General features: G+C 62.7%; 21 protein-coding genes. 2 read left to right on the forward strand and 19 right to left on the reverse strand.

Annotation, left to right across the window (positions count from 1 at the left end; translation table 11 throughout):
- Positions 1–97: 97 nt before the first annotated feature.
- The 4 genes from IAE37_RS20135 to sdhC are packed head-to-tail and all read right to left on the reverse strand — an operon-like array spanning position 98 to position 3,338.
- A complete protein-coding gene (locus tag IAE37_RS20135) occupies positions 98–802 on the reverse strand; it encodes a succinate dehydrogenase iron-sulfur subunit (protein ID WP_012315348.1) in 705 nt (234 codons plus the stop codon).
- Positions 803–813: 11 nt separating this feature from the next.
- Positions 814–2,586 (reverse strand): succinate dehydrogenase flavoprotein subunit, encoded by a 1,773-nt coding sequence (sdhA, locus tag IAE37_RS20140; protein WP_201176315.1) that lies wholly within the window; start codon positions 2,584–2,586, stop codon positions 814–816.
- A 3-nt stretch (positions 2,587–2,589) separates the two neighbouring features.
- A complete protein-coding gene (gene sdhD / locus IAE37_RS20145) occupies positions 2,590–2,958 on the reverse strand; it encodes a succinate dehydrogenase, hydrophobic membrane anchor protein (RefSeq protein WP_201176316.1) in 369 nt (122 codons plus the stop codon).
- Positions 2,952–3,338, reverse strand: coding sequence for a succinate dehydrogenase, cytochrome b556 subunit (sdhC, locus tag IAE37_RS20150; RefSeq protein WP_077068487.1), 387 nt, complete (start codon positions 3,336–3,338; stop codon positions 2,952–2,954). Before sdhC ends, sdhD begins: the two co-directional genes overlap by 7 nt.
- A gap of 352 nt (positions 3,339–3,690) precedes the next feature.
- Between sdhC and gltA the strand changes: the two genes are divergently transcribed.
- Positions 3,691–4,980, forward strand: a complete 1,290-nt coding sequence (gltA, locus tag IAE37_RS20155) for a citrate synthase (protein WP_012315351.1) — start codon at positions 3,691–3,693, stop codon at positions 4,978–4,980.
- A gap of 99 nt (positions 4,981–5,079) precedes the next feature.
- Here the strand turns inward: gltA and IAE37_RS20160 are convergent, their stop codons facing one another.
- The 9 genes from IAE37_RS20160 to IAE37_RS20200 form a co-directional block, all read right to left on the reverse strand.
- Positions 5,080–5,685 (reverse strand): START domain-containing protein, encoded by a 606-nt coding sequence (locus IAE37_RS20160; protein ID WP_201176317.1) that lies wholly within the window; start codon positions 5,683–5,685, stop codon positions 5,080–5,082.
- 32 nt (positions 5,686–5,717) lie between these two features.
- Complete coding sequence (locus IAE37_RS20165) at positions 5,718–5,972, reverse strand: YkgJ family cysteine cluster protein (RefSeq protein WP_201176318.1); 255 nt, start codon at positions 5,970–5,972, stop codon at positions 5,718–5,720.
- 120 nt (positions 5,973–6,092) lie between these two features.
- On the reverse strand, positions 6,093–6,581 hold the full coding sequence (locus IAE37_RS20170; protein WP_201176319.1) for a hypothetical protein: 489 nt from the start codon (positions 6,579–6,581) through the stop codon (positions 6,093–6,095).
- A 62-nt stretch (positions 6,582–6,643) separates the two neighbouring features.
- Complete coding sequence (locus tag IAE37_RS20175; protein WP_201176321.1) at positions 6,644–8,086, reverse strand: aminotransferase-like domain-containing protein; 1,443 nt, start codon at positions 8,084–8,086, stop codon at positions 6,644–6,646.
- 208 nt (positions 8,087–8,294) lie between these two features.
- Entirely contained in the window at positions 8,295–9,107 is an 813-nt protein-coding gene (locus IAE37_RS20180; protein ID WP_201176322.1) for an OmpA family protein, read from the reverse strand.
- The gene (locus IAE37_RS20185) at positions 9,104–9,457 is read right to left on the reverse strand and encodes a DUF4398 domain-containing protein (RefSeq protein ID WP_201176324.1); all 354 of its coding nucleotides are present in this window, start codon (positions 9,455–9,457) and stop codon (positions 9,104–9,106) included. The genes IAE37_RS20180 and IAE37_RS20185 overlap by 4 nt, the downstream gene beginning before the upstream one ends.
- Positions 9,458–9,466: 9 nt before the next feature.
- Positions 9,467–10,288 carry a substrate-binding periplasmic protein gene (locus tag IAE37_RS20190; protein ID WP_201176325.1) on the reverse strand — a complete coding sequence of 274 codons (822 nt, stop codon included), beginning with the start codon at positions 10,286–10,288 and terminating at the stop codon, positions 9,467–9,469.
- 89 nt (positions 10,289–10,377) lie between these two features.
- A complete protein-coding gene (locus tag IAE37_RS20195) occupies positions 10,378–11,307 on the reverse strand; it encodes an electron transfer flavoprotein subunit alpha/FixB family protein (protein ID WP_201176326.1) in 930 nt (309 codons plus the stop codon).
- Entirely contained in the window at positions 11,308–12,057 is a 750-nt protein-coding gene (locus tag IAE37_RS20200; RefSeq protein ID WP_201176327.1) for an electron transfer flavoprotein subunit beta/FixA family protein, read from the reverse strand. It lies immediately after the preceding gene.
- 551 nt (positions 12,058–12,608) lie between these two features.
- Here IAE37_RS20200 and IAE37_RS20205 point away from each other — a divergent pair.
- Positions 12,609–14,291: an electron transfer flavoprotein-ubiquinone oxidoreductase gene (locus IAE37_RS20205; RefSeq protein WP_201176328.1), complete on the forward strand. Its 1,683-nt coding sequence runs from the start codon at positions 12,609–12,611 to the stop codon at positions 14,289–14,291.
- Between the two features lie 62 nt (positions 14,292–14,353).
- Here the strand turns inward: IAE37_RS20205 and IAE37_RS20210 are convergent, their stop codons facing one another.
- The 6 genes from IAE37_RS20210 to IAE37_RS20235 form a co-directional block, all read right to left on the reverse strand.
- The gene (locus tag IAE37_RS20210) at positions 14,354–14,755 is read right to left on the reverse strand and encodes a type II TA system antitoxin MqsA family protein (protein WP_201176329.1); all 402 of its coding nucleotides are present in this window, start codon (positions 14,753–14,755) and stop codon (positions 14,354–14,356) included.
- 2 nt (positions 14,756–14,757) lie between these two features.
- A complete protein-coding gene (locus IAE37_RS20215) occupies positions 14,758–15,054 on the reverse strand; it encodes a type II toxin-antitoxin system MqsR family toxin (protein WP_201176330.1) in 297 nt (98 codons plus the stop codon).
- 94 nt (positions 15,055–15,148) lie between these two features.
- Positions 15,149–16,474, reverse strand: a complete 1,326-nt coding sequence (locus IAE37_RS20220; RefSeq protein WP_201176331.1) for an MFS transporter — start codon at positions 16,472–16,474, stop codon at positions 15,149–15,151.
- Positions 16,475–16,545: 71 nt separating this feature from the next.
- Complete coding sequence (locus IAE37_RS20225; RefSeq protein ID WP_201176333.1) at positions 16,546–17,025, reverse strand: histidine kinase; 480 nt, start codon at positions 17,023–17,025, stop codon at positions 16,546–16,548.
- Between the two features lie 182 nt (positions 17,026–17,207).
- Complete coding sequence (locus IAE37_RS20230) at positions 17,208–18,530, reverse strand: ATP-binding protein (RefSeq protein ID WP_201176335.1); 1,323 nt, start codon at positions 18,528–18,530, stop codon at positions 17,208–17,210.
- Positions 18,527–19,210 carry a response regulator gene (locus tag IAE37_RS20235; protein WP_201176337.1) on the reverse strand — a complete coding sequence of 228 codons (684 nt, stop codon included), beginning with the start codon at positions 19,208–19,210 and terminating at the stop codon, positions 18,527–18,529. The genes IAE37_RS20230 and IAE37_RS20235 overlap by 4 nt, the downstream gene beginning before the upstream one ends.
- Positions 19,211–19,339 lie beyond the last annotated feature (129 nt).

A 19,339-nucleotide genomic window follows, 5' to 3' on the forward strand; every position in this document is an offset into this window, starting at 1 on the left:
AGGTATGAGCGCGGGCTTTGTGGGCCCTTGCTCGGGTTTTACCTCAGTGCGGGCTCACCACCCGCACCTCGGCTTACTGCAGGTACAACACTTTGTATCAGGTGCCGCTTTGCAGCAGCATGTTACGTACGTGACCGATTGCCTTGGTCGGGTTCAGACCCTTAGGGCAAACGTTTACGCAGTTCATGATCCCGCGGCAGCGGAATACGCTGAACGGGTCATCCAGGGACGCCAGGCGCTCCTGGGTCTTGGTGTCACGGCTATCGGCCAGGAAGCGGTAGGCCTGCAGCAACGCGGCGGGGCCCAGGAACTTGTCCGGGTTCCACCAGAACGATGGGCAGGAGGTCGAGCAGCAAGCGCACAGGATGCACTCGTACAGACCGTCCAGCTTGTCGCGATCTTCCGGCGACTGCAGACGCTCGATGGCCGGAGCCGGGGTGTCGTTCTGCAGGAATGGCTTCACCTTCTCGTACTGCTTGTAGAAGATGCTCATGTCGACCACCAGGTCACGGATGACTGGCAGGCCCGGCAGCGGACGCAGGACCAGCTTGTTACCCTTCACCACGCCCGACAGCGGGGTGATGCAGGCCAGGCCGTTCTTGCCGTTCATGTTCATGCCGTCGGAACCGCAAACGCCTTCACGGCAGGAGCGACGGTACGAGAACCCTTCGTCCTTTTCCTTGATCAGTGCCAATACGTCCAGCACCATCAGGTCCTTGCCACCGGTATCGACGTCGAACGACTCCATCTTGGGCGCCGAGTCGGTGTCCGGGTTGTAACGATAAACTTCGACTTTCAACATAGCAGCCACCCTTAGTAAGTCCGGACTTTTGGTTCGAAGGCCGGAACGGTCTTCGGCGCAAAGTTGACGCCGCGCTTGGCAACGCGCTTCTCACCCGGGTAGTACAGGGTGTGGCACAGCCAGTTTTCGTCGTCACGGTCTTCGAAGTCTTCACGGGCGTGCGCGCCGCGGGACTCTTTACGGGCTTCGGCCGCGATGGCGGTAGCTTCGGCGACTTCCAGCAGGTTCTGCAGCTCCAGCGCTTCGATACGCGCGGTGTTGAAGGCCTGGGACTTGTCGTTGATCTTGACGTTGGCGATGCGCTCGCGCAGGCCAGCCAACTGCTCGATACCCTTCTGCATGTATTCGCCAGTGCGGAATACACCGAAGTAGTTCTGCATGCAGCTCTGCAGCTCGCGCTTGAGAGTGGCAACGTCTTCGCCGGTGGAGCGCTCGTTGAGCTTGTTCAGGCGGTTCAGGGCAACATCGATATCGGTGTCGCTGGCGTCGAGGTGCTCGATGCCGTCGCTCAGCGCCTTCTCCAGGTGCAGGCCGGCAGCACGGCCGAACACCACCAGGTCGAGCAGCGAGTTGCCGCCCAGGCGGTTGGCGCCGTGAACCGATACGCACGCCACTTCACCTACGGCGAACAGGCCCGGGATGATGTGATCCTTGCCTTCTTCGTCCATGGTGATGGCCTGGCCATGAATGTTGGTGGCAACGCCGCCCATCATGTAGTGGCAGGTTGGAACGACCGGCACCGGCGCGACCACTGGGTCGACGTGGGCGAAGGTCTTGGACAGTTCGCAGATACCTGGCAGGCGGCTGTGCAGCACTTCCTCGCCCAGGTGGTCCAGCTTCAGCAGTACGTGGTCCTTGTTCGGGCCCACGCCGTTGCCGGCGATGATTTCCTTGACCATGGAACGGGCAACCACGTCGCGGCCGGCCAGGTCTTTCGCGTTCGGCGCGTAACGCTCCATGAAGCGCTCGCCGTGGGCGTTGATCAGGTAGCCACCCTCACCGCGGCAACCTTCGGTGACCAGTACACCGGCGCCGGCGATGCCGGTCGGGTGGAACTGCCACATCTCGATGTCCTGTACCGGTACGCCTGCACGCAGGGCCATGCCGATACCGTCACCGGTATTGATCAGGGCGTTGGTGGTGGAAGCGTAGATACGGCCCGCACCGCCAGTGGCCAGAACGGTGGCCTTGGACTTGATGTACATGGTTTCGCCGGTTTCGATGCAGATCGCGATCACACCGACGAAGGCGCCTTCCTGGTTCTTCACCAGGTCAACGGCATAGTACTCGTTGAGGAAGGTGGTACCGGCCTTCAGGTTGCCCTGGTACAGGGTGTGCAGCAGCGCGTGACCAGTACGGTCGGAAGCGGCGCAGGTACGGGCGGCCTGGCCACCTTTACCGAAGTCCTTGGACTGGCCACCGAATGGACGCTGGTAGATACGGCCGGTTTCGGTACGCGAGAACGGCAGGCCCATGTGGTCCAGCTCGAAGACCGCGGCAGGGCCTTCCTGACACATGTACTCGATAGCGTCCTGGTCACCGATGTAGTCGGAACCCTTGACGGTATCGTACATGTGCCAGCGCCAGTCGTCGTTCGGGTCGGCCGAAGCGATGGCGCAGGTGATGCCGCCCTGGGCGGATACGGTGTGCGAACGGGTCGGGAAGACCTTGGTGACCACGGCCGTCTTGTGACCGCCCTGGGCCAGCTGCAGCGCAGCGCGCATGCCGGCACCGCCGCCACCGATGATGATGGCGTCGAAGGAAATAGTTGGAATGCTAGCCATGGATCAGATACCCCAGAGAATCTGCACACCCCAGACGAAGTAAGCGAACATCGCAACGCCGCATACCGCCTGGAACAGGAAACGAATCGCAGTCGCCGACTTGCCGAACGACATCGGCGTCAGGTAGTCGGTGGCGATGGTCCACATGCCGACCCAGGCGTGAGCGCCCAGGGCAACGAGGGCCAGCAGACTGAAGATCCGCATCGCGTTGTTGGAGAACAGACCGTGCCATTGGGTGTAGTCGATGCCTGGGTGGCAGACCACGTAACCGATCAGGAAGAGGAAGTAAGCCGCGAGAACGACCGCAGAGACGCGCTGTGCCATCCAGTCATAGAGGCCCGAACGCGACAGGTTCGTGACATTGGTTACCATACCCAAACTCCCACCAGAACGATCACCACCACGGAGATGACAATCACGATTTTCGAGCCCAGCTTGCCGCCTTCCAGCGTCTCACCGATGCCCATGTCCATGATCAGGTGGCGTACGCCTGCCACCAGGTGATACAGCAGGGCGGACAGCAGGGCCCAGGTCACCAGTTTGGCCAGCGGGCTGGTCAGACACGCCTTCACCTCGCCGAAGCCTTCCTCGGAACCCAGGGATTTGCCCAATGCGTAGAGCATGATGGCAAGGCCCAGGAACAGGATGACGCCGGAGATACGGTGCAGAATGGACGTGTACGCGGTGATCGGGAGCTTGATGGTCCTTAGGTCTAGGTTTACAGGTCGTTGGCTTTTCACGGCTTTTTTCACACTGAAGAGCCCCTAGCGAATCAGGGCAAAGTTGTTGGTAAGTGTACTGGTCAGGTACCCACCACCCAGGGAACGGCGACCCCAGCAGTTCGGGCTTGCAAAGCCCCTGGCGGTCGGCTGCCGAGTATAGACAGTTAGGCTGCTTATGACAACGTGATGGGCTAGCCCAAATAGCGCATTGCCTTTAATGAACAAAAGGCGTAAATGGGCGAGAATTTCGTGAAAAATCAGGCCTGCGGGGCGGTTTCAACCAGCCTTTAGGCAAATTGACATTCGAATTTATCCCTCTATAGTGGTGCGGGCCCTGCGTGGGGGGTCTGTCTGATGATTTCAAGCATTAATAGGAGGCCACATGGCTGACAAAAAAGCGCAGTTGGTCATCGAGGGCGCTGCCCCCGTCGAGCTGCCCATTTTAACCGGCACCGTTGGTCCTGATGTAATCGACGTCCGCGGGTTGGGGGCCACTGGTCACTTCACCTTCGACCCTGGTTTCATGGCGACCGCCTCGTGCGAGTCGAAGATCACCTACATCGACGGCGACAAGGGCGTGCTGCTGCACCGCGGCTACCCGATCGAACAACTCGCCGAGCAATCGGACTACCTCGAAACCTGCTACCTGCTGCTCAACGGCGAACTGCCGAATGCCGAGCAGAAGGCCCAGTTCGTCAGCACCGTCAAGAACCACACCATGGTTCACGAGCAGCTGAAGTCCTTCTTCAACGGTTTCCGCCGCGACGCTCACCCGATGGCGGTGATGTGCGGTGTAGTCGGCGCCCTGTCGGCGTTCTACCACGACTCCCTGGATATCAATAACCCGCAACACCGCGAAATCTCCGCGGTGCGCCTGGTCGCCAAGATGCCGACCCTGGCCGCGATGGTCTACAAGTACTCCATGGGCCAGCCGATGATGTATCCGCGCAACGACCTGTCGTACGCGGAAAACTTCCTGCACATGATGTTCAACACCCCGTGCGAGATCAAACCGATCAGCCCGGTGCTGGCCAAGGCGATGGACAAGATCTTCATCCTCCACGCCGACCACGAGCAGAACGCGTCCACCTCCACCGTGCGCCTGGCTGGCTCCTCGGGCGCCAACCCGTTCGCCTGTATCGCTGCCGGCATCGCCGCACTGTGGGGCCCGGCTCACGGCGGTGCGAACGAAGCCGTACTGACCATGCTCGATGAAATCGGCGATGTCTCCAACATCGACAAGTACATCGCCAAGGCCAAGGACAAGAACGACCCGTTCAAGCTGATGGGCTTCGGTCACCGCGTCTACAAGAACCGCGACCCGCGCGCCACCGTGATGAAGAAGACCTGCGACGAAGTCCTGGGCGAGCTGGGCATCAAGAACGATCCGCAGCTGGAACTGGCCATGCGCCTGGAAGAGATCGCCCTCACCGATCCGTACTTCATCGAGCGCTCGCTGTACCCGAACGTCGACTTCTACTCGGGGATCATCCTCAAGGCGATCGGCATTCCAACCAGCATGTTCACCGTGATCTTCGCCCTGGCGCGTACCGTCGGCTGGATCTCGCACTGGAAGGAAATGCTCTCCAGCCCGTACAAGATCGGCCGTCCGCGCCAGCTGTACACCGGCGAGCTGCAACGCGACATCGTCGAGCTGAAAGACCGCAAGTAAGGTTCTTTCAAGCTGAACGCAAAAAGGCTGCCCACGGGCAGCCTTTTTTATTTGAGCCTGCCTGCCCCGCGAAGAAGCCGGCACGAACCCCGCTGAAGGTCAGTTCTTCTCGGCTCGCTCGCGCAACCCCTTCAGGGTATTGAATGGCGCATCCACCACGAACTTGTTGGCCAACCACGACGGCACGCTGCCGCCCGGCTCGGTGTGGACCTGATAGGTCACCTCGGTGCTGTCCCCCTTGGGCACCAGCTTCCAGTAGCCCTCGACCTGAGCCACCCGCACGAAGCCCTTCTCTTCCGGGACATAGGTCGGCACTTCCTTGAGGTTGCGCGTCACGCCGCCATCGGCATCCTTGACCGTGGTCACCTGCAGCACGGAATCCCGCGGCGTCACTGGCCACGGCGTGTTGAACTGGGTGTAGGTCCAGGCCTGATCGCCTTCCTGCTTGAGCAGCTTCTGCGACTTGCATTCGTGCACCCAGGCACAGGCACCCGCCACATCCTCCTGCAGCGCCAGCACCTTGGCCAGCGGCGCCTTGATCAGCGTCACACCGCGATAGGCCTTGTACTTGGAGCCCGCCACCTCACTGAGCGACACCTTGATGCCCTCCTCGTCCTTGGCCACCTGCCAGTCCTCGGCCCAGGCCGCCGGCGCCAGCAGAACGCCGATGCCACATAGCAGTGCAATACGCTTGATCGATCTCATCATCTTTATCCTTGTTGTCGAAGAGCCAACCGTCACGCCGCCGTCACTTGCTCCAGCCAACCGAGAATCCTGATCGCCTCATCGCGGTCGTCGCCACACACCTCGACATCCGCCTTGAAACCTCCGCACACCGCTGGGCGCTCGGGCTTGCCGAACAGGTCGCAGAGGTTTGCCACAGTAAGATGCAGGCAGCGCATGCCAGCAGGCTTGCCCTGGGGCATGCGCGGCATGGCCGAGGTGATGGACGGGGCGATGCAGCAGGCACCGCAGCCCTCGCGGCAATTCATGACTATCAGGACTCCCTGGAACAGAACGGGACGAACGTCCCTGGATAGTAACCGCTCAAACATACGTTTGAAATTGCCGACCGGATGAAATATGCCGTGACCCGGCAGTCAGTTGCTCGGCTACTGGCGGTACTCGAACTCGATCGCCGCCCCTTCCACATCCCGGCGGCTGTCATTGCGCAACTGAAGCTGCATTTCGTTACTGATGAGCCGGCCATTGAGCTGGAACGGGCTGTCGTCCGCTACCGGCTTGCTGGGAAACATCGACGGCAGCAAAGGTTTGCGTCGTACGGTCTTGCCACCGACGCTGGGCTCCAGGTCGTTGACCATTTCCACCGGCAGGCTGAGGTCCAGCTTGGGCTTTGGCAGTGGCTTGGCGATCGCCTTGCCCACCGGCTTGGCGGCAGCCTTGCGCTTGCCGGCAGCCGGTTTCACCGCTTGCTTGCGCACGGGCTGGGCCTTTTTCTGCACGGTTTTCTGCGCTGGCTTGGCTTTGGCTGGCGCCTGGCTCGCCGCTTGCGCAGCCACGGCTGCAGTGCTCGCGAGCGTGCCCACGAGGCAAAGCGGCACAAGGCACATGGCAAAGAGAAGAGCACGCAACAGATTCATGGGTACCGACAGGCAGGCTGGAAAAGTGCGTATGCTCTCCGTTCCGCAGCCCGCTGGCAAGCCTACAACGTCGAACCTGTCGACTCCCTGCACAATTGCTGGGCCAACAGGCCAAGGGTGATCACCGCGCGCTCGGCCTCCTTGTTCCACGGGATACCGCAATTGAGGCGGATGCAATGATTGAATTGCTCGGTGTTGCTGAAGATCAGCCCCGGCGCGATGCTGATGCCCTGCTCCAACGCCCGCACATGCAAGTCCTGGGTATTGACCCGCCCCGGTAGGCTTATCCAGAGGATGAAACCACCGGTCGGCCGGGTCATCTGCGTGCCCTCGGGGAAATGCTGCTGCACCGCCAGCTGGTAGGCACTGAGGTTCTTGCGGTACTCCTGGCGAATATAGCGCAGATGGCGATCATAGCCCCCATTCTCCAGGTAGGCCGCCACGCCCATCTGAGTCACGCTGCATGCCGAATGGGTGGTAAAGGTCTGCAGGCGCTGTATCTCGTCCTGATAGCGCCCGGCGACCATCCAGCCCACCCGCACCCCGGGCGACAAGGTCTTGGAAAAGCTCGAACAGTAGATGACCCGGTCCAACCGGTCGAAGGCCTTGAGCGCCTTGGTCTTGCCCTGCTCGAACATCAGCTCGCCATAGATATCGTCCTCGACGATCTGGATATCGTAGTCCGAGGCAAGCCGCAGCAACTGCTTCTGCCGCTCTTCGGGCACGGTGCCGCCGAGCGGATTGCTCAATCGCGCGGTCAGCACCAACGCCTTGATCGACCACTGGTTGGCCGCCAGCTGCAAGGCCTCCAGGCTGATGCCTGTGGACGGGTCGCTGGGAATCTCGATCACCTTCAAGCCCAGCAGATCGGCCAACTGCAGCAAGCCATAATAGGTTGGCGATTCGGCGGCGATCAGATCGCCAGGCCGGGTCAGCACGCGCAACGACATCTGCAAGGCATCGACGCAACCGTGGGTGACCACCACCTCCCGCGGATCGACCAACACCCCGGCATCGCGCATGCGGATCGCGATCTGCCGACGCAGCGGCTCGAAGCCCGGGCTGAACATGTAGCTGAATGCGCGCGGGCTATGGAAGCGGGTCACCTTGGCGATCTGCTGGTGCAGCGCACGCACCGGCAAGTAGTCGACATGGGGCACCGCGGCGCCGAACGGAAACACGCCATCGCGCCGCGCCTCGGTCAACACTTGCTGGATGATGCTCGCACGGGTCACCAGGCCTGGCCGCTCGACGCGGGCGATATCCGGTGTCTGCGCAGTGAGGGCCGGGGTCTGGTGCACGTAGTAGCCCGACTGAGGCCGGGCACGGATCAACCCCTGGTCCTCCAGGTTGGCGTAGGCCTGCAGCACCGTGGCGTGACTGACGTTGAGCTGGGCGCTCATCTTGCGCACCGAAGGCACTCGCTCGCCGGGCTGGTAGACACCGCGACGGATGTCATCGGCCAGTTGCTGGGCGATACGCTGGTAGAGCAGCAGGTTGGTCATGGCGGTATCTCGACGCGCGGGCGGGCTCGTTGTTCTTGTGCGACACACTGACGGTAGAGCATACCGTAACAGTTGCAAAGTGTACTGGGACAGATGGCAAATCAAACATCTTCACAGTCGCTTGACCTCTGCCCAAACGATTAACCCGGCTTGAGGCCGCCCTGCTGCCTAAGAAGGGGGCCGCCCCGCGGCCCCGACCTTCCACCCCTCAACGCACTGGCGCGAGCCTGCCCTTGTCATCGGAGAAGACGATCTCTACCCGGCGATTCTGCGCCCTGCCCCGCTCCGAGGCATTGGCCTCGATCGGGTACTGGTCGCCATAGCCTTCGACTTGCAGGCGTTTCTCATCGATCCCCAGGTCGACCAGCATGTCGGCCACTGCCTGGGCACGGTCACGCGACAGCTTGAGGTTGTCTTCCGGCGTACCGGTACTGTCGGTATAGCCCTCGATGCGCACCACCCGCCGCGGATTGAGCTGGAGGAACTGGACCAGCTTGAGCACGGTGCGACTGGCCGAGTTCTTCAGCTCGGCACGGCCGGTATCGAACAGCACATCACCCAGGGTCATCACCAGGCCACGATCGGCCTGCTCGGATGCCAATGCGGCGATCTGCGACTCGACCCACTTGCCCTGCTGCTGGACGCTGGCCAGCTTGGCCTCACGCAGGGCCAATTGCAGGCGTTGGCGCTCGAGGTCGAGCTTGGTGCGCCGCTCCTGGCCAAGGGCGAGCTTGGCATGCTCGCTGGCGATCTCGCTGTAGCGCTGGCTCAGGTAGGCATAGTGGCGCACATCGGCGCCGGTGCCCACGTAGCTGGACAGGCGCTCGGCCCGCGCCAACGACTCGCCAGCGCGAATCACGTCACGCGGTGCGCTGCGCAACACATCGGCATCATCCTTGACCTTCTGGAAGCTGGCGGTGGCTTCGTCCAGGGCTGCCTCGCTGCGCTGGCTGGCACAGCCCTGCAAGCCTGCCGACAACGCCAGCACGACCCATGCGGCCATCGGTTTCACGGCCATCATGGCTGCACCTCCAGTTGCTTGCGCAGGCGCTTGACCCGCGTCTGCAGGAGCTCGAGCTGCTCGTCGCTCTTCTGATTGAGCACCTGCGCCTCGGCCAGGCGGGCATCCAGCTCGGCCTGCTCGGCCCGCATACGCGCGTCGCGATAGCTTTCGCCAAGCATGTTGCCCTTGGCGCGCTCGAGCTTGTCGCTGGCCAGCTTGAACGCCGGGTTTTCCTCGGTGGCGCCGACCGCCTTGGCCTGCTCCAGCGCTTGCTCGGCAATGCGCAGCTGTTCGTTGGGCGCCGGGTCATTGGCGCAGCCGGCCAGGCCGAAGATGGCCGCGGCAAGGATCAGTGATTGGGTTCTCACACACACTTCCTACTGTTTGGGGGCGTCCGGCGAAAGCTGCATCTGCGCCTTCCAGCGCTCGACATTGCGCTGCAACACGGCTTCGGACGTACCGGAGATCGGCAATTCTGTCAGTTTTTTTGCCAACTGCCCACGCAGCCAGCTGTCATTGCATGCCGAGTTATGCGAAACCGCCAGGTACAGGCCCGGACGATCCACCGGCAGGCCACGGGCGATCAGGTCATTGCTCATGCCCAGGCTCTGGGTCATCGCCATGCCCGAGTAGCGGCCAGCCAGAACATAATCGACCTGGCCCAGGACCAGTTTCTGGAAAGCCTGGGTCAGGTTCTGCGCCGACACCAGGTGCAGTTGGGCCTTGGCGAACGCCTCGAAGGCCGGGGTCAGGCGCGCCCGCTCCGAGAGAGTGCCCTGGTAGCGGGCCAGGTCGGCCGGGCCATCGAACACTACCTGCCCGTCATGGCGGGTCCATACCAGGTATTCGTTGAGCTGCAACGGCGGGTGGATGTAGTCCAGGGCGGTCAGTTGTTCGACCTGCATGGGCGTGTCGAGCAGCAGGTCGATACGCCCACTGCGCACTTCCTCGAGGGCCTGGTCGCGCTTGCCGGCGTGCAGCACCTCGACCTTGATGCCGAGCTCGCTGGCGACCTGGCGCAGCAGGTCGACGTTGGCCCCGATCAGGTGGCGGGAGTCGCTCGGGTCTTGCCAGGAGTAAGGCGGCGCATCCGGGCTGCCGGTGGCCACCAGGCGCTCGCACTTGCCGGCCGCCAGGGCCAGGGGCGACAACAGCGCTGTCATGCATGCCAGCGCCCTGCCCGCTTTGGATAACACCATCCTGTACTCCTTGTGGTGAATTCACCGAGCGCAAAAAAACCCGGCCCTCATGACGAGGGCCGGGCTTCTTTATAAGTGAAGCAGACGGATCAGACCAGCTTTTCCAGCTCCGGCACGGCTTCGAACAGGTCGGCGACCAGCCCGTAGTCGGCCACTTGGAAGATCGGCGCTTCTTCGTCCTTGTTGATCGCGACGATCACCTTGGAGTCCTTCATGCCCGCCAGGTGCTGGATCGCGCCGGAGATACCGACCGCGATGTACAGCTGCGGGGCGACGATCTTGCCGGTCTGGCCGACCTGCATGTCGTTGGGCACGAAGCCTGCGTCGACCGCGGCGCGCGAGGCACCGACGGCGGCGCCGAGCTTGTCGGCCAGGCTGTACAGGTGGCTGAAGTTGTCACCATTGCCCATGCCACGGCCGCCGGACACGACGATCTTGGCAGCGGTCAGCTCAGGGCGGTCGGACTTGGCCAGTTCTTCGCCGACGAAGGCCGAGATACCGGCGTCGTGCGCAGCGCCGACAGCTTCGACGGCAGCCGAGCCACCTTCGGCGGCCACGGCGTCGAAGCCGGTGGTACGCACGGTGATGACCTTGACCGCAGCGCTCGACTGCACGGTGGCGATGGCGTTACCGGCGTAGATCGGGCGCTTGAAGGTGTCGGCCGATTCTACCGAGATGATCTCGGAGATCTGGTCGACGTCCAGCAGCGCGGCAACGCGTGGCAGGATGTTCTTGCCGTTGGTGGTGGCCGGGGCCAGCACGTGGCTGTAACCGCTTGCCAGTTCCTTGATCAGCGGCGCGACGTTTTCCGGCAGCATATGGGCGTAGGCAGCGTTATCGGCGACCAGCACCTTGGCCACGCCAGCGATCTTGGCAGCGGATTCGGCGACGCCACCGACGTTCTGGCCAGCGACCAGGACGTGGATATCACCACCGATCTTGGCGGCAGCGGCGACAGTGTTCAGGGTGGCCGGGGCTACGGCACCGGCTTCGTATTCAGCGACAACCAGGATAGTCATTTAGATTACCTTCGCTTCGTTCTTCAGCTTCTCGACCAGTTCGGCCACCGACTTGACCTTGATACCGGCGCTGCGGGCAGCAGGCGCTTCGACCTTGAGGGTCTTGGTGGTGGAGGCCAGGGAAACGCCCAGTGCATCTGGCGTGAGGGTTTCCAGCGGCTTCTTCTTGGCCTTCATGATGTTCGGCAGCGACGCGTAGCGTGGCTCGTTCAGGCGCAGGTCGGTGGTGACGATGGCCGGCAAGTTCAGCGCAACGGTCTGCAGGCCGCCGTCGATTTCACGGGTGACGTTCAGCTTGTCGCCAGCGACTTCCACCTTGGAGGCGAAGGTGCCCTGGGCAAAGCCGGTCAGCGCGGCGAGCATCTGGCCAGTCTGGTTGTTGTCGCTGTCGATGGCCTGCTTGCCGAGGATGACCAGCTGCGGCTGCTCCTTGTCGACAACGGCTTTCAGGGCCTTGGCCACGGCCAGGGAGTTCAGCTCGTCGGCGGCTTCGACCAGGATGGCACGGTCGGCACCCAGGGCCAGGGCAGTACGCAGCTGCTCCTGGGCGGTGGTCGGACCGACGGAGACGACGACGATCTCGGTCGCTACGCCCTTCTCTTTCAGGCGTACGGCTTCTTCCACGGCGATTTCGCAGAAGGGGTTCATGGACATCTTGACGTTTGCAAGGTCGACGCCGGAGTTATCCGCCTTGACGCGAACCTTGACGTTGTAGTCGACCACTCGTTTGACAGCTACAAGAACCTTCATGGATTCCTCGTTACTCTCCGGTGAATAGAATGTCGCCTGGGGCCATGCCCTGGCGATGCGCGTGGGTACAAGGGCACCTCTGAAAACGAACCGCGCGGAGCGAACTTCACGATGACCGAACAGTCTTCATTCGACTGCTGCGGCAAAAACCCGCGAGTCATTTTCTGTCGTGGCGTGTAGACTCCACTACAAAATGCGTTCTGGGCGAAAAAGCCTGCTCCACGCCTGGTCTTTAGGGGTACACCTGCTCCCGACGATCAGCCTACGGCGAGCGTTAAACCGCTCGTATCTTGACCGCAACACCCCATCCGGTCAATACGGCAAATCGGTCACCCTCCAGCCGCTCAGCAGTGATTTTACTGGCCTGCGGCAAATTCAAACAAACGTTTGTATTGGACCCGCCACGTGGTGTAGATATAATGCGCGCCAGGACAAAAACGGTGTAGTCCGTCTTTTTCGCAGCTACAGCCAGGCCCCCACTCGGGCACTGACGCCAAGCCGCGCACGACCGTCCAACGCCCAATAAGACCAAAGCAACAGCACGAGCCTTGATGAGTAGGAGAGAACCAGTGGAACGCGAATACATGGAATTCGACGTGGTCATCGTCGGCGCCGGCCCGGCGGGCCTGTCCGCCGCCTGCCGCCTGAAGCAGAAGGCCGCCGAAGCCGGTAGCGAGATCAGCGTCTGCGTGGTGGAGAAAGGCTCCGAGGTCGGTGCTCACATCCTGTCCGGCGCGGTGTTCGAGCCGCGCGCCTTGAACGAACTGTTCCCCGACTGGAAAGAGCTGGGCGCCCCGCTCAACACCGAAGTCAAGCGCGACGACATCTACGTGCTCAAGGATGCCGGCAGCTCGACCAAGGTCCCCGACCTGTTCGTGCCCAAGACCATGCACAACCAGGGCAACTACATCATCTCGCTGGGCAACCTGTGCCGCTGGCTGGCCCAGCAGGCCGAAAACCTCGGCGTCGAGATCTACCCGGGCTTCGCCGCCCAGGAAGCGCTGTTCGATGAAAACGGTGTGGTCCGCGGTATCGTCACCGGTGACCTGGGCGTCGACCGTGAAGGCAACCCCAAGGACGGCCTGTACACCCCAGGCATGGAACTGCGCGCCAAGTACACCCTGTTCGCCGAAGGCTGCCGTGGCCACATCGGCAAGCAGCTGATCAAGCGTTTCGACCTCGACAACGAGTCGGATGTACAGCACTACGGCATCGGTCTCAAGGAAATCTGGGAAATCGACCCGGCCAAACACGAGCAAGGCCTGGTGGTGCATACCGCCGGCTGGCCACTGGATGTGGTGAGCGCGGAAAACACCGGCGGCTCGTTCCTCTATCACCTGGAGAACAACCAGGTGGTGGTCGGGCTGATCGTCGACCTGTCGTATTCCAACCCGTACCTTTCGCCGTTCGACGAATTCCAGCGACTCAAGCACCACCCGGTGATGAGCCAGTACCTCGAAGGTGGCAAGCGCATCAGCTACGGCGCCCGCGCCATCTGCAAGGGCGGCCTGAACTCGCTGCCGAAGATGGTCTTCAACGGTGGCGCACTGATCGGTTGCGACCTCGGCACCTTGAACTTCTCCAAGATCAAGGGCAGTCACACCGCGATGAAATCGGGCATGCTCGCCGCCGAGGCGGTGGCCGATGCACTGGCGGCCGGCCGCGAGGGCGGCGACCTGCTCGACGGTTACGTCAGCGCCTTCAAGGCCAGCTGGCTGCATGAAGAGCTGTTCGCCAGCCGCAACTTCGGCCCCGCGCTGCACAAGTTCGGCCCACTGCTGGGTGGTGCCTTCAACTATGTCGATCAGAACTGGTTCGGTGGCAAGCTGCCGTTCACCCTGCACGACACCAAGCCGGACTACGCCTGCCTGAAGCTTGCGGCCGACTCGAAGAAAATCGACTACCCGAAACCGGACGGCAAGCTCAGCTTCGACAAGCTCAGCTCGGTGTTCCTCTCCAGCACCAACCATGAAGAGGAACAACCCTGCCACCTGAAGCTGACCGACCCGAACGTGCCGATCGCCAGCAACCTGCCGCTGTACGACGAGCCGGCCCAGCGCTACTGCCCGGCGGGCGTGTACGAAGTGGTCAGCCAGGAAGACGGCAGCAAGCGCTTCCAGATCAACGCGCAGAACTGCGTGCACTGCAAGACCTGCGACATCAAGGACCCGGCCCAGAACATCACCTGGGTGACCCCTGAAGGCGCGGGCGGGCCGAACTACCCGAATATGTAAGGCCTGGTGTACGAAAAAGCCCCCGTCTCGCAAGAGCGGGGGCTTTTCGTTGCCTGCCAATATCAAGCAGTACGCACTTCCTCAAACAGCTCAGGGTGGCGATCCAGCAGCTTGAGCAGTTTTACCAGCGCCACAGGCGGTGTGGTCTTGCCGTTTTCATAACGAGAGAAGGCATTGACCCCTCCACCGAAAATTTCCCCCGCCTCACGCTGGTCAAGGTCGAACTTCCTGCGCATGGAGACAATGAAAGTAGGATCCACGACATTGGAGTTGACCTGACGCTCGAAGGCCGTCATCAGATCACTGACACGCATGGCTTCATCATGGCTCAGCACACACTCCCCACAGGCGGAACAATAATCGCCACTTACGTCAGGGATTACAGTCGTCTCTCCCTTGTAGCGATAAGGCATGCCTTGAGTGTCAGGGGTGAGCTCCGCACCGCCGCAAATTGGACATCTCATGATTACGACTCCTTGAAAGACACAATGAGCACGTCGTCTACCACGGACAGTTTCAGGTGAACGTACCCAGTTGCTGTGAGCGGGCGATACACGTCCTGCCAAACCCGATGATCGACATGGCTGGTCATGCTCTTGTAGAAATCAGTGCGCTTCAAACCGGTGATCACTTCAAGCATGCCCGGAAAATCCACTCCCAGCGCCTTGGCACCCCTCAATGCAGCGCCCGTCGGGCTGATGCGCTTTGCTGCAACCAAGGCTTTTACCCGTTCAAGCGGGGTGTGAGGCGTTCTCTTTTCCATGAGAAATTAACCTTCCAGGTTAAATTTGGCTAATAGGTTATTCCAATAACCCCCGCCTGGAAGTCTGCCTCAATGCTCCGCCACCACGACTGACTCATTTGTCACCGCACATGATGGGCAGCGGCTCAGCGCTGAATTCCAGCGATTCACGACGCCCAAAATATAGGGCGGTGAGCAGCCCGACCGCGCCCATGATCAGACAAAAGCCGACACACACCCAAGGGCTCCACGGCATCAGTGCGATCAGCGCCAGCGGCGTGGTGCTGGCCCACAGCGCGTAGGCGACGTTGTAGGTGAAGGAGATCCCCGATACGCGGATCTCAGCCGGGAACAACCCGACCATCACCGACGGCACCACCCCTACCACGCCGCAGGCCAGGCCGGCCAGGGCATAGGCCAGCCAGGTCGCGCCCAACTGCCCCACCAGGCTGGCGTACAGCGCACCGATGCCCAGCGGCAGCAACACGCTGTAGAGCATCAACGCACGCCAGGCACCGATGCGGTCCACCAGCATCCCAGCCAGCACGCACCCGAGGTTGAGAAACACGATGCCAACGCTACTCAGGGCGAAGGTGTGGCCGGCGCTCATGCCGAAGCGTTGCTGCATCACCGTCGGGGTAATCACCACCAGCACCACCACCGCCGAGGTCAGCACGCAGGTCAGCAACGCCGCCGGGATCAGCGCCGAGCGATGCTCGGTCAGCACCCGCCGCAGGGGAAACTTCACCGGCTGTTCCTGGCGCTCGCGCAGCGCCAGGAACACTGGGGTTTCGCTGAGCCAGCGGCGCAGCCATACGCCGATCACGCCGAACACCCCGCCGAGCAGGAAGGGATAGCGCCAGGCGTAATCGAGGATTTCCTGGGGGGTGAACGCTTGCGCCAGCAGCGTTGCGGTCAGTGCTCCCAGCAGGTAGCCGAAGGTCAGCCCGGCCTGCAGGAAGCCCAGGGCATAGCCGCGCCGCCCCGCTGGGGCATGCTCGGCGACGAAGGTCCAGGCACTGGGCACTTCGCCACCGACCGCTGCGCCTTGCAGGATGCGCAGCGCCAGCAGGATCAGCGGCGCGGCATAGCCGATGTCGGCATAGGTCGGCATCACCCCGATCAGTAGGCACGGCAGCGCCATCATCAGGATGCTCAGGCTGAACACCCGTTTGCGCCCGAGGTGATCGGCGAAATGGGCCATGAGGATGCCGCCCAGAGGCCTCGCCAGGTAACCGGTGACGAAAATCCCGAAGCTCTGCAGCAGGCGCAGCCACTCGGGCATCTCCGGCGGGAAGAACAACTGGCTGAGGGTCAGGGCGAAGAACACGAAAATGATGAAATCGTAGATTTCCAGGGCGCCGCCCAGTGCCGCCAGACCCAAGGTCCGGTGGTCGCCGCGGCTGAACCGGGGCTGGCGAGCGGTATCGATGGCAGTCATGGCAGGGTCCGCAAGATCGGCAAAGGCCCAGAGGATAGCAAATGCCAGGCCTTTGTTGCCCGCTGCCTTCCTTAGCGGCTGAATACCGTCTGGCCGAAGCGCGCTCCCGGCCGTGGATAACCCGCCCGGCCCGCAACCGCTGGCGGCAGCTCCAATGTGCCGATCAGCATCGGTGCATCGATGATCGCCATGAACGACTCGAGTGCCTCGCTGTCCGGCACCTGCGGCAAGCTCACGCTCACTGCCTGGCGCTGGCCCTGCGGCACGGCGGGGACGGTCAGGTGTTGCGGGTGGTAGAGCAAGGCATGCTGGATCGGCGCATTGACCCGACAGAAGCGCGCCATGTCGACCCCGGCGTGGGTGCCCAGCTCGATGCTGCCGAGCAGCAGGTTGAACGGTTGCAGGGCGCACTGCACCAAACGCTGCAACTCCTCGAAACTGGCCACGGGTGCGATGCGATAGTAGCCCAGCCGATTGAGCATCTTCTCAAGCTGCAAACGTTGTTCTGGATGCTCTTCGGCGATGAGGATGCGCAAGGACTTGTTGGTCATGATCGGGCCCGGGGCAGTGAGGTAGTGAGCGAAACTCCTTGACCTGTACTGCGCCCGTGCAGGCTACCGGCCGGAGGCACCCGGCGGGGTCATCATTGATAGTTGCCTCGAAACAGGCGGAACGCAAGTTGCTGGCAGACTAAATTTCGATTCGCGTTCACGCCACACGGATCTCGCGAATCTCAGTTGACCCGCCGCGCCGGCACCTGCAACAGCACGCGCAAACCGTCATTCTGACTGTCGAAACGCAGGCTGCCGGCACACCGCTGGACGATGGCCTGGACGATCGCCAGCCCCAACCCGCAGCCGCCGCTCTGGCCGTTGCGCCAGAAGCGCTCGGTGAGGTGCTGCAGGTCGGCCTCGGCAATGCCTGGCCCGTGGTCGCGAACCATGAACCCGACCTGTCCATCGGCCATCTGCACATCGAGCTCCACTGCGCTGTCGCCACCATGGCGCAAGGCGTTGTCGAGCAGGTTGCGCAGCGCTGCCACCGCCAACGGCGCCGGCATCCCCAGGTAGATGCGCGCAGCTTCCTCGGGAAGGTGCAAGACGATACGCCGGTTGTCGCCGCCGCCCGCGTCTTCCACTGCCTGCAGCGCCACCTGCTCGGCACTGCACTGCACGCCATCCTCGAACGACAGGCTACCCTCCACCCGGGCCAGCATCAGCAATTGCTCGAGCGTCCTGTGCATCCGGTCGGCGCCTTGCTCGGCATGCTCCAGGGCCTGCTCGCGCACCGCCCCATCGGTCATCCGCGCGACTTGCAGGTGAGTCTTTATCGCCGTCAGCGGGCTGCGCAACTCGTGGGCGGCATCGTCGGTCAGACGCCGCTCACGCTCGATGGTCTGGGCAATGCGCAGGAACAGCTGGTTCTGCGTGTCGAGCAATGGCTGCAGCTCGCTGGGCAGGCCGGCCACCTGCAACGGCTCGACACTGTCGGCACGCCGCCGGCGCAAGGCGTCGCGCATGCGGTTGAGCGGTTCGAGGCCCTTGCCCAGGCCGATCCAAACCAGGCCCAGGCTACCCAGCAAGGCCATCAGCACCGGCGCCGAGGCCGCCAGCAGGATCGACTGATTCAGCGCCTCGCGCTCCTGGTGGCGGTCGGCGGTGGTGATGCGCACATCGCCATGGTTGTAGGTGAAGGTGCGCCACGACGCCCCCTCGATGGTCTGGTCACGGAAGCCGCTGCGCTGGTCGTCCATGGCGCCGTCATGCTTGTGATTGCTGGCGAGGATCTCGCCGCGCAGCGAACTGACCTGGCAGGCCATGCCATCCGGCACGCTGAACTGGTCGGCGGAAAAATGCGCATCCTCGCCCTTGGCCGCAAGCGGTTGCGGCAGTTGGTCGATGAGCCCGGCGACCATGCGTGCCGAGGCCACCAATCGCTGGTCGAGGGAGAACATCATCTGCTGGCGCAGGTCGCGAAGCATCCAGGCCGCCGCCAGCACCCAGATGACGACGAAGGCACTGCCGAGGATCAGGCTCAGGCGTACGCGCAGGCTCATGGTGACACCGCATCCGGTGCCTGGGCCGGACCAAGGCGATAGCCCAGGCCGCGCACGGTCTCGACGATGCCGTTGCCGAGCTTGCGCCGCAGGTGGTGGATATGCACGTTGAGGGCGTTGCTCTCGACCTCGTCGCCAAAGCCGTACACGCAGTCCTTGAGCTGCTCGCTGGACAGCACCCGGCCCGGGTTCTGCAGCAGGGCCTGGAGCAGGGCCTGCTCACGGCGTGACAGGTCGACCGGCTGGCCGGCCAGGGTCGCCTCGCAGCTGCTCGGATCGTAGTGCAAAGGGCCGTGCTCGATGACATTGACCGCACGCCCGGCCACCCGGCGCAACAGGGTGTGCAGGCGTGCGGCCAGCTCACGCAGGTCGAACGGCTTGAGCAGATAGTCGTCGGCGCCGGCCTGCAGACCATCGACCCGATCGGTGACCGCATCGCGTGCGGTGAGCACCAGCACCGGCAGGGTCTCGCCCTGCTGACGCAGGCGGCGCAGCAGCTTCAGGCCGTCTTCGTCAGGCAGGCCGAGGTCGAGGATCATGACGTCGAACTGCGCCGCCTGCAGCATCGCCCGGGCACTGGCGGCACTGGCCACCCGGTCCACGGTCAACCCCTGAGCGGTGAGGCCGGCGCAGATGCCGCTGGCGATCAGGTCGTCGTCCTCGCAGAGCAGAACGTGCATGGTCAAGGAGCTCCCAGGGTGAGGTGACAAGCATTGCACTATGAGCGGATTAAGGGGGGATTATGGACCTTTGCCAAGGCAGGGGTATAGGCAGCGTCGGATGCTCTGGGCAGCATTCACCTCCGGTAC

Origin of the sequence: Pseudomonas sp. S31 (assembly GCF_016648105.1) — a bacterium.
In the GTDB taxonomy this organism is placed as follows: domain Bacteria; phylum Pseudomonadota; class Gammaproteobacteria; order Pseudomonadales; family Pseudomonadaceae; genus Aquipseudomonas.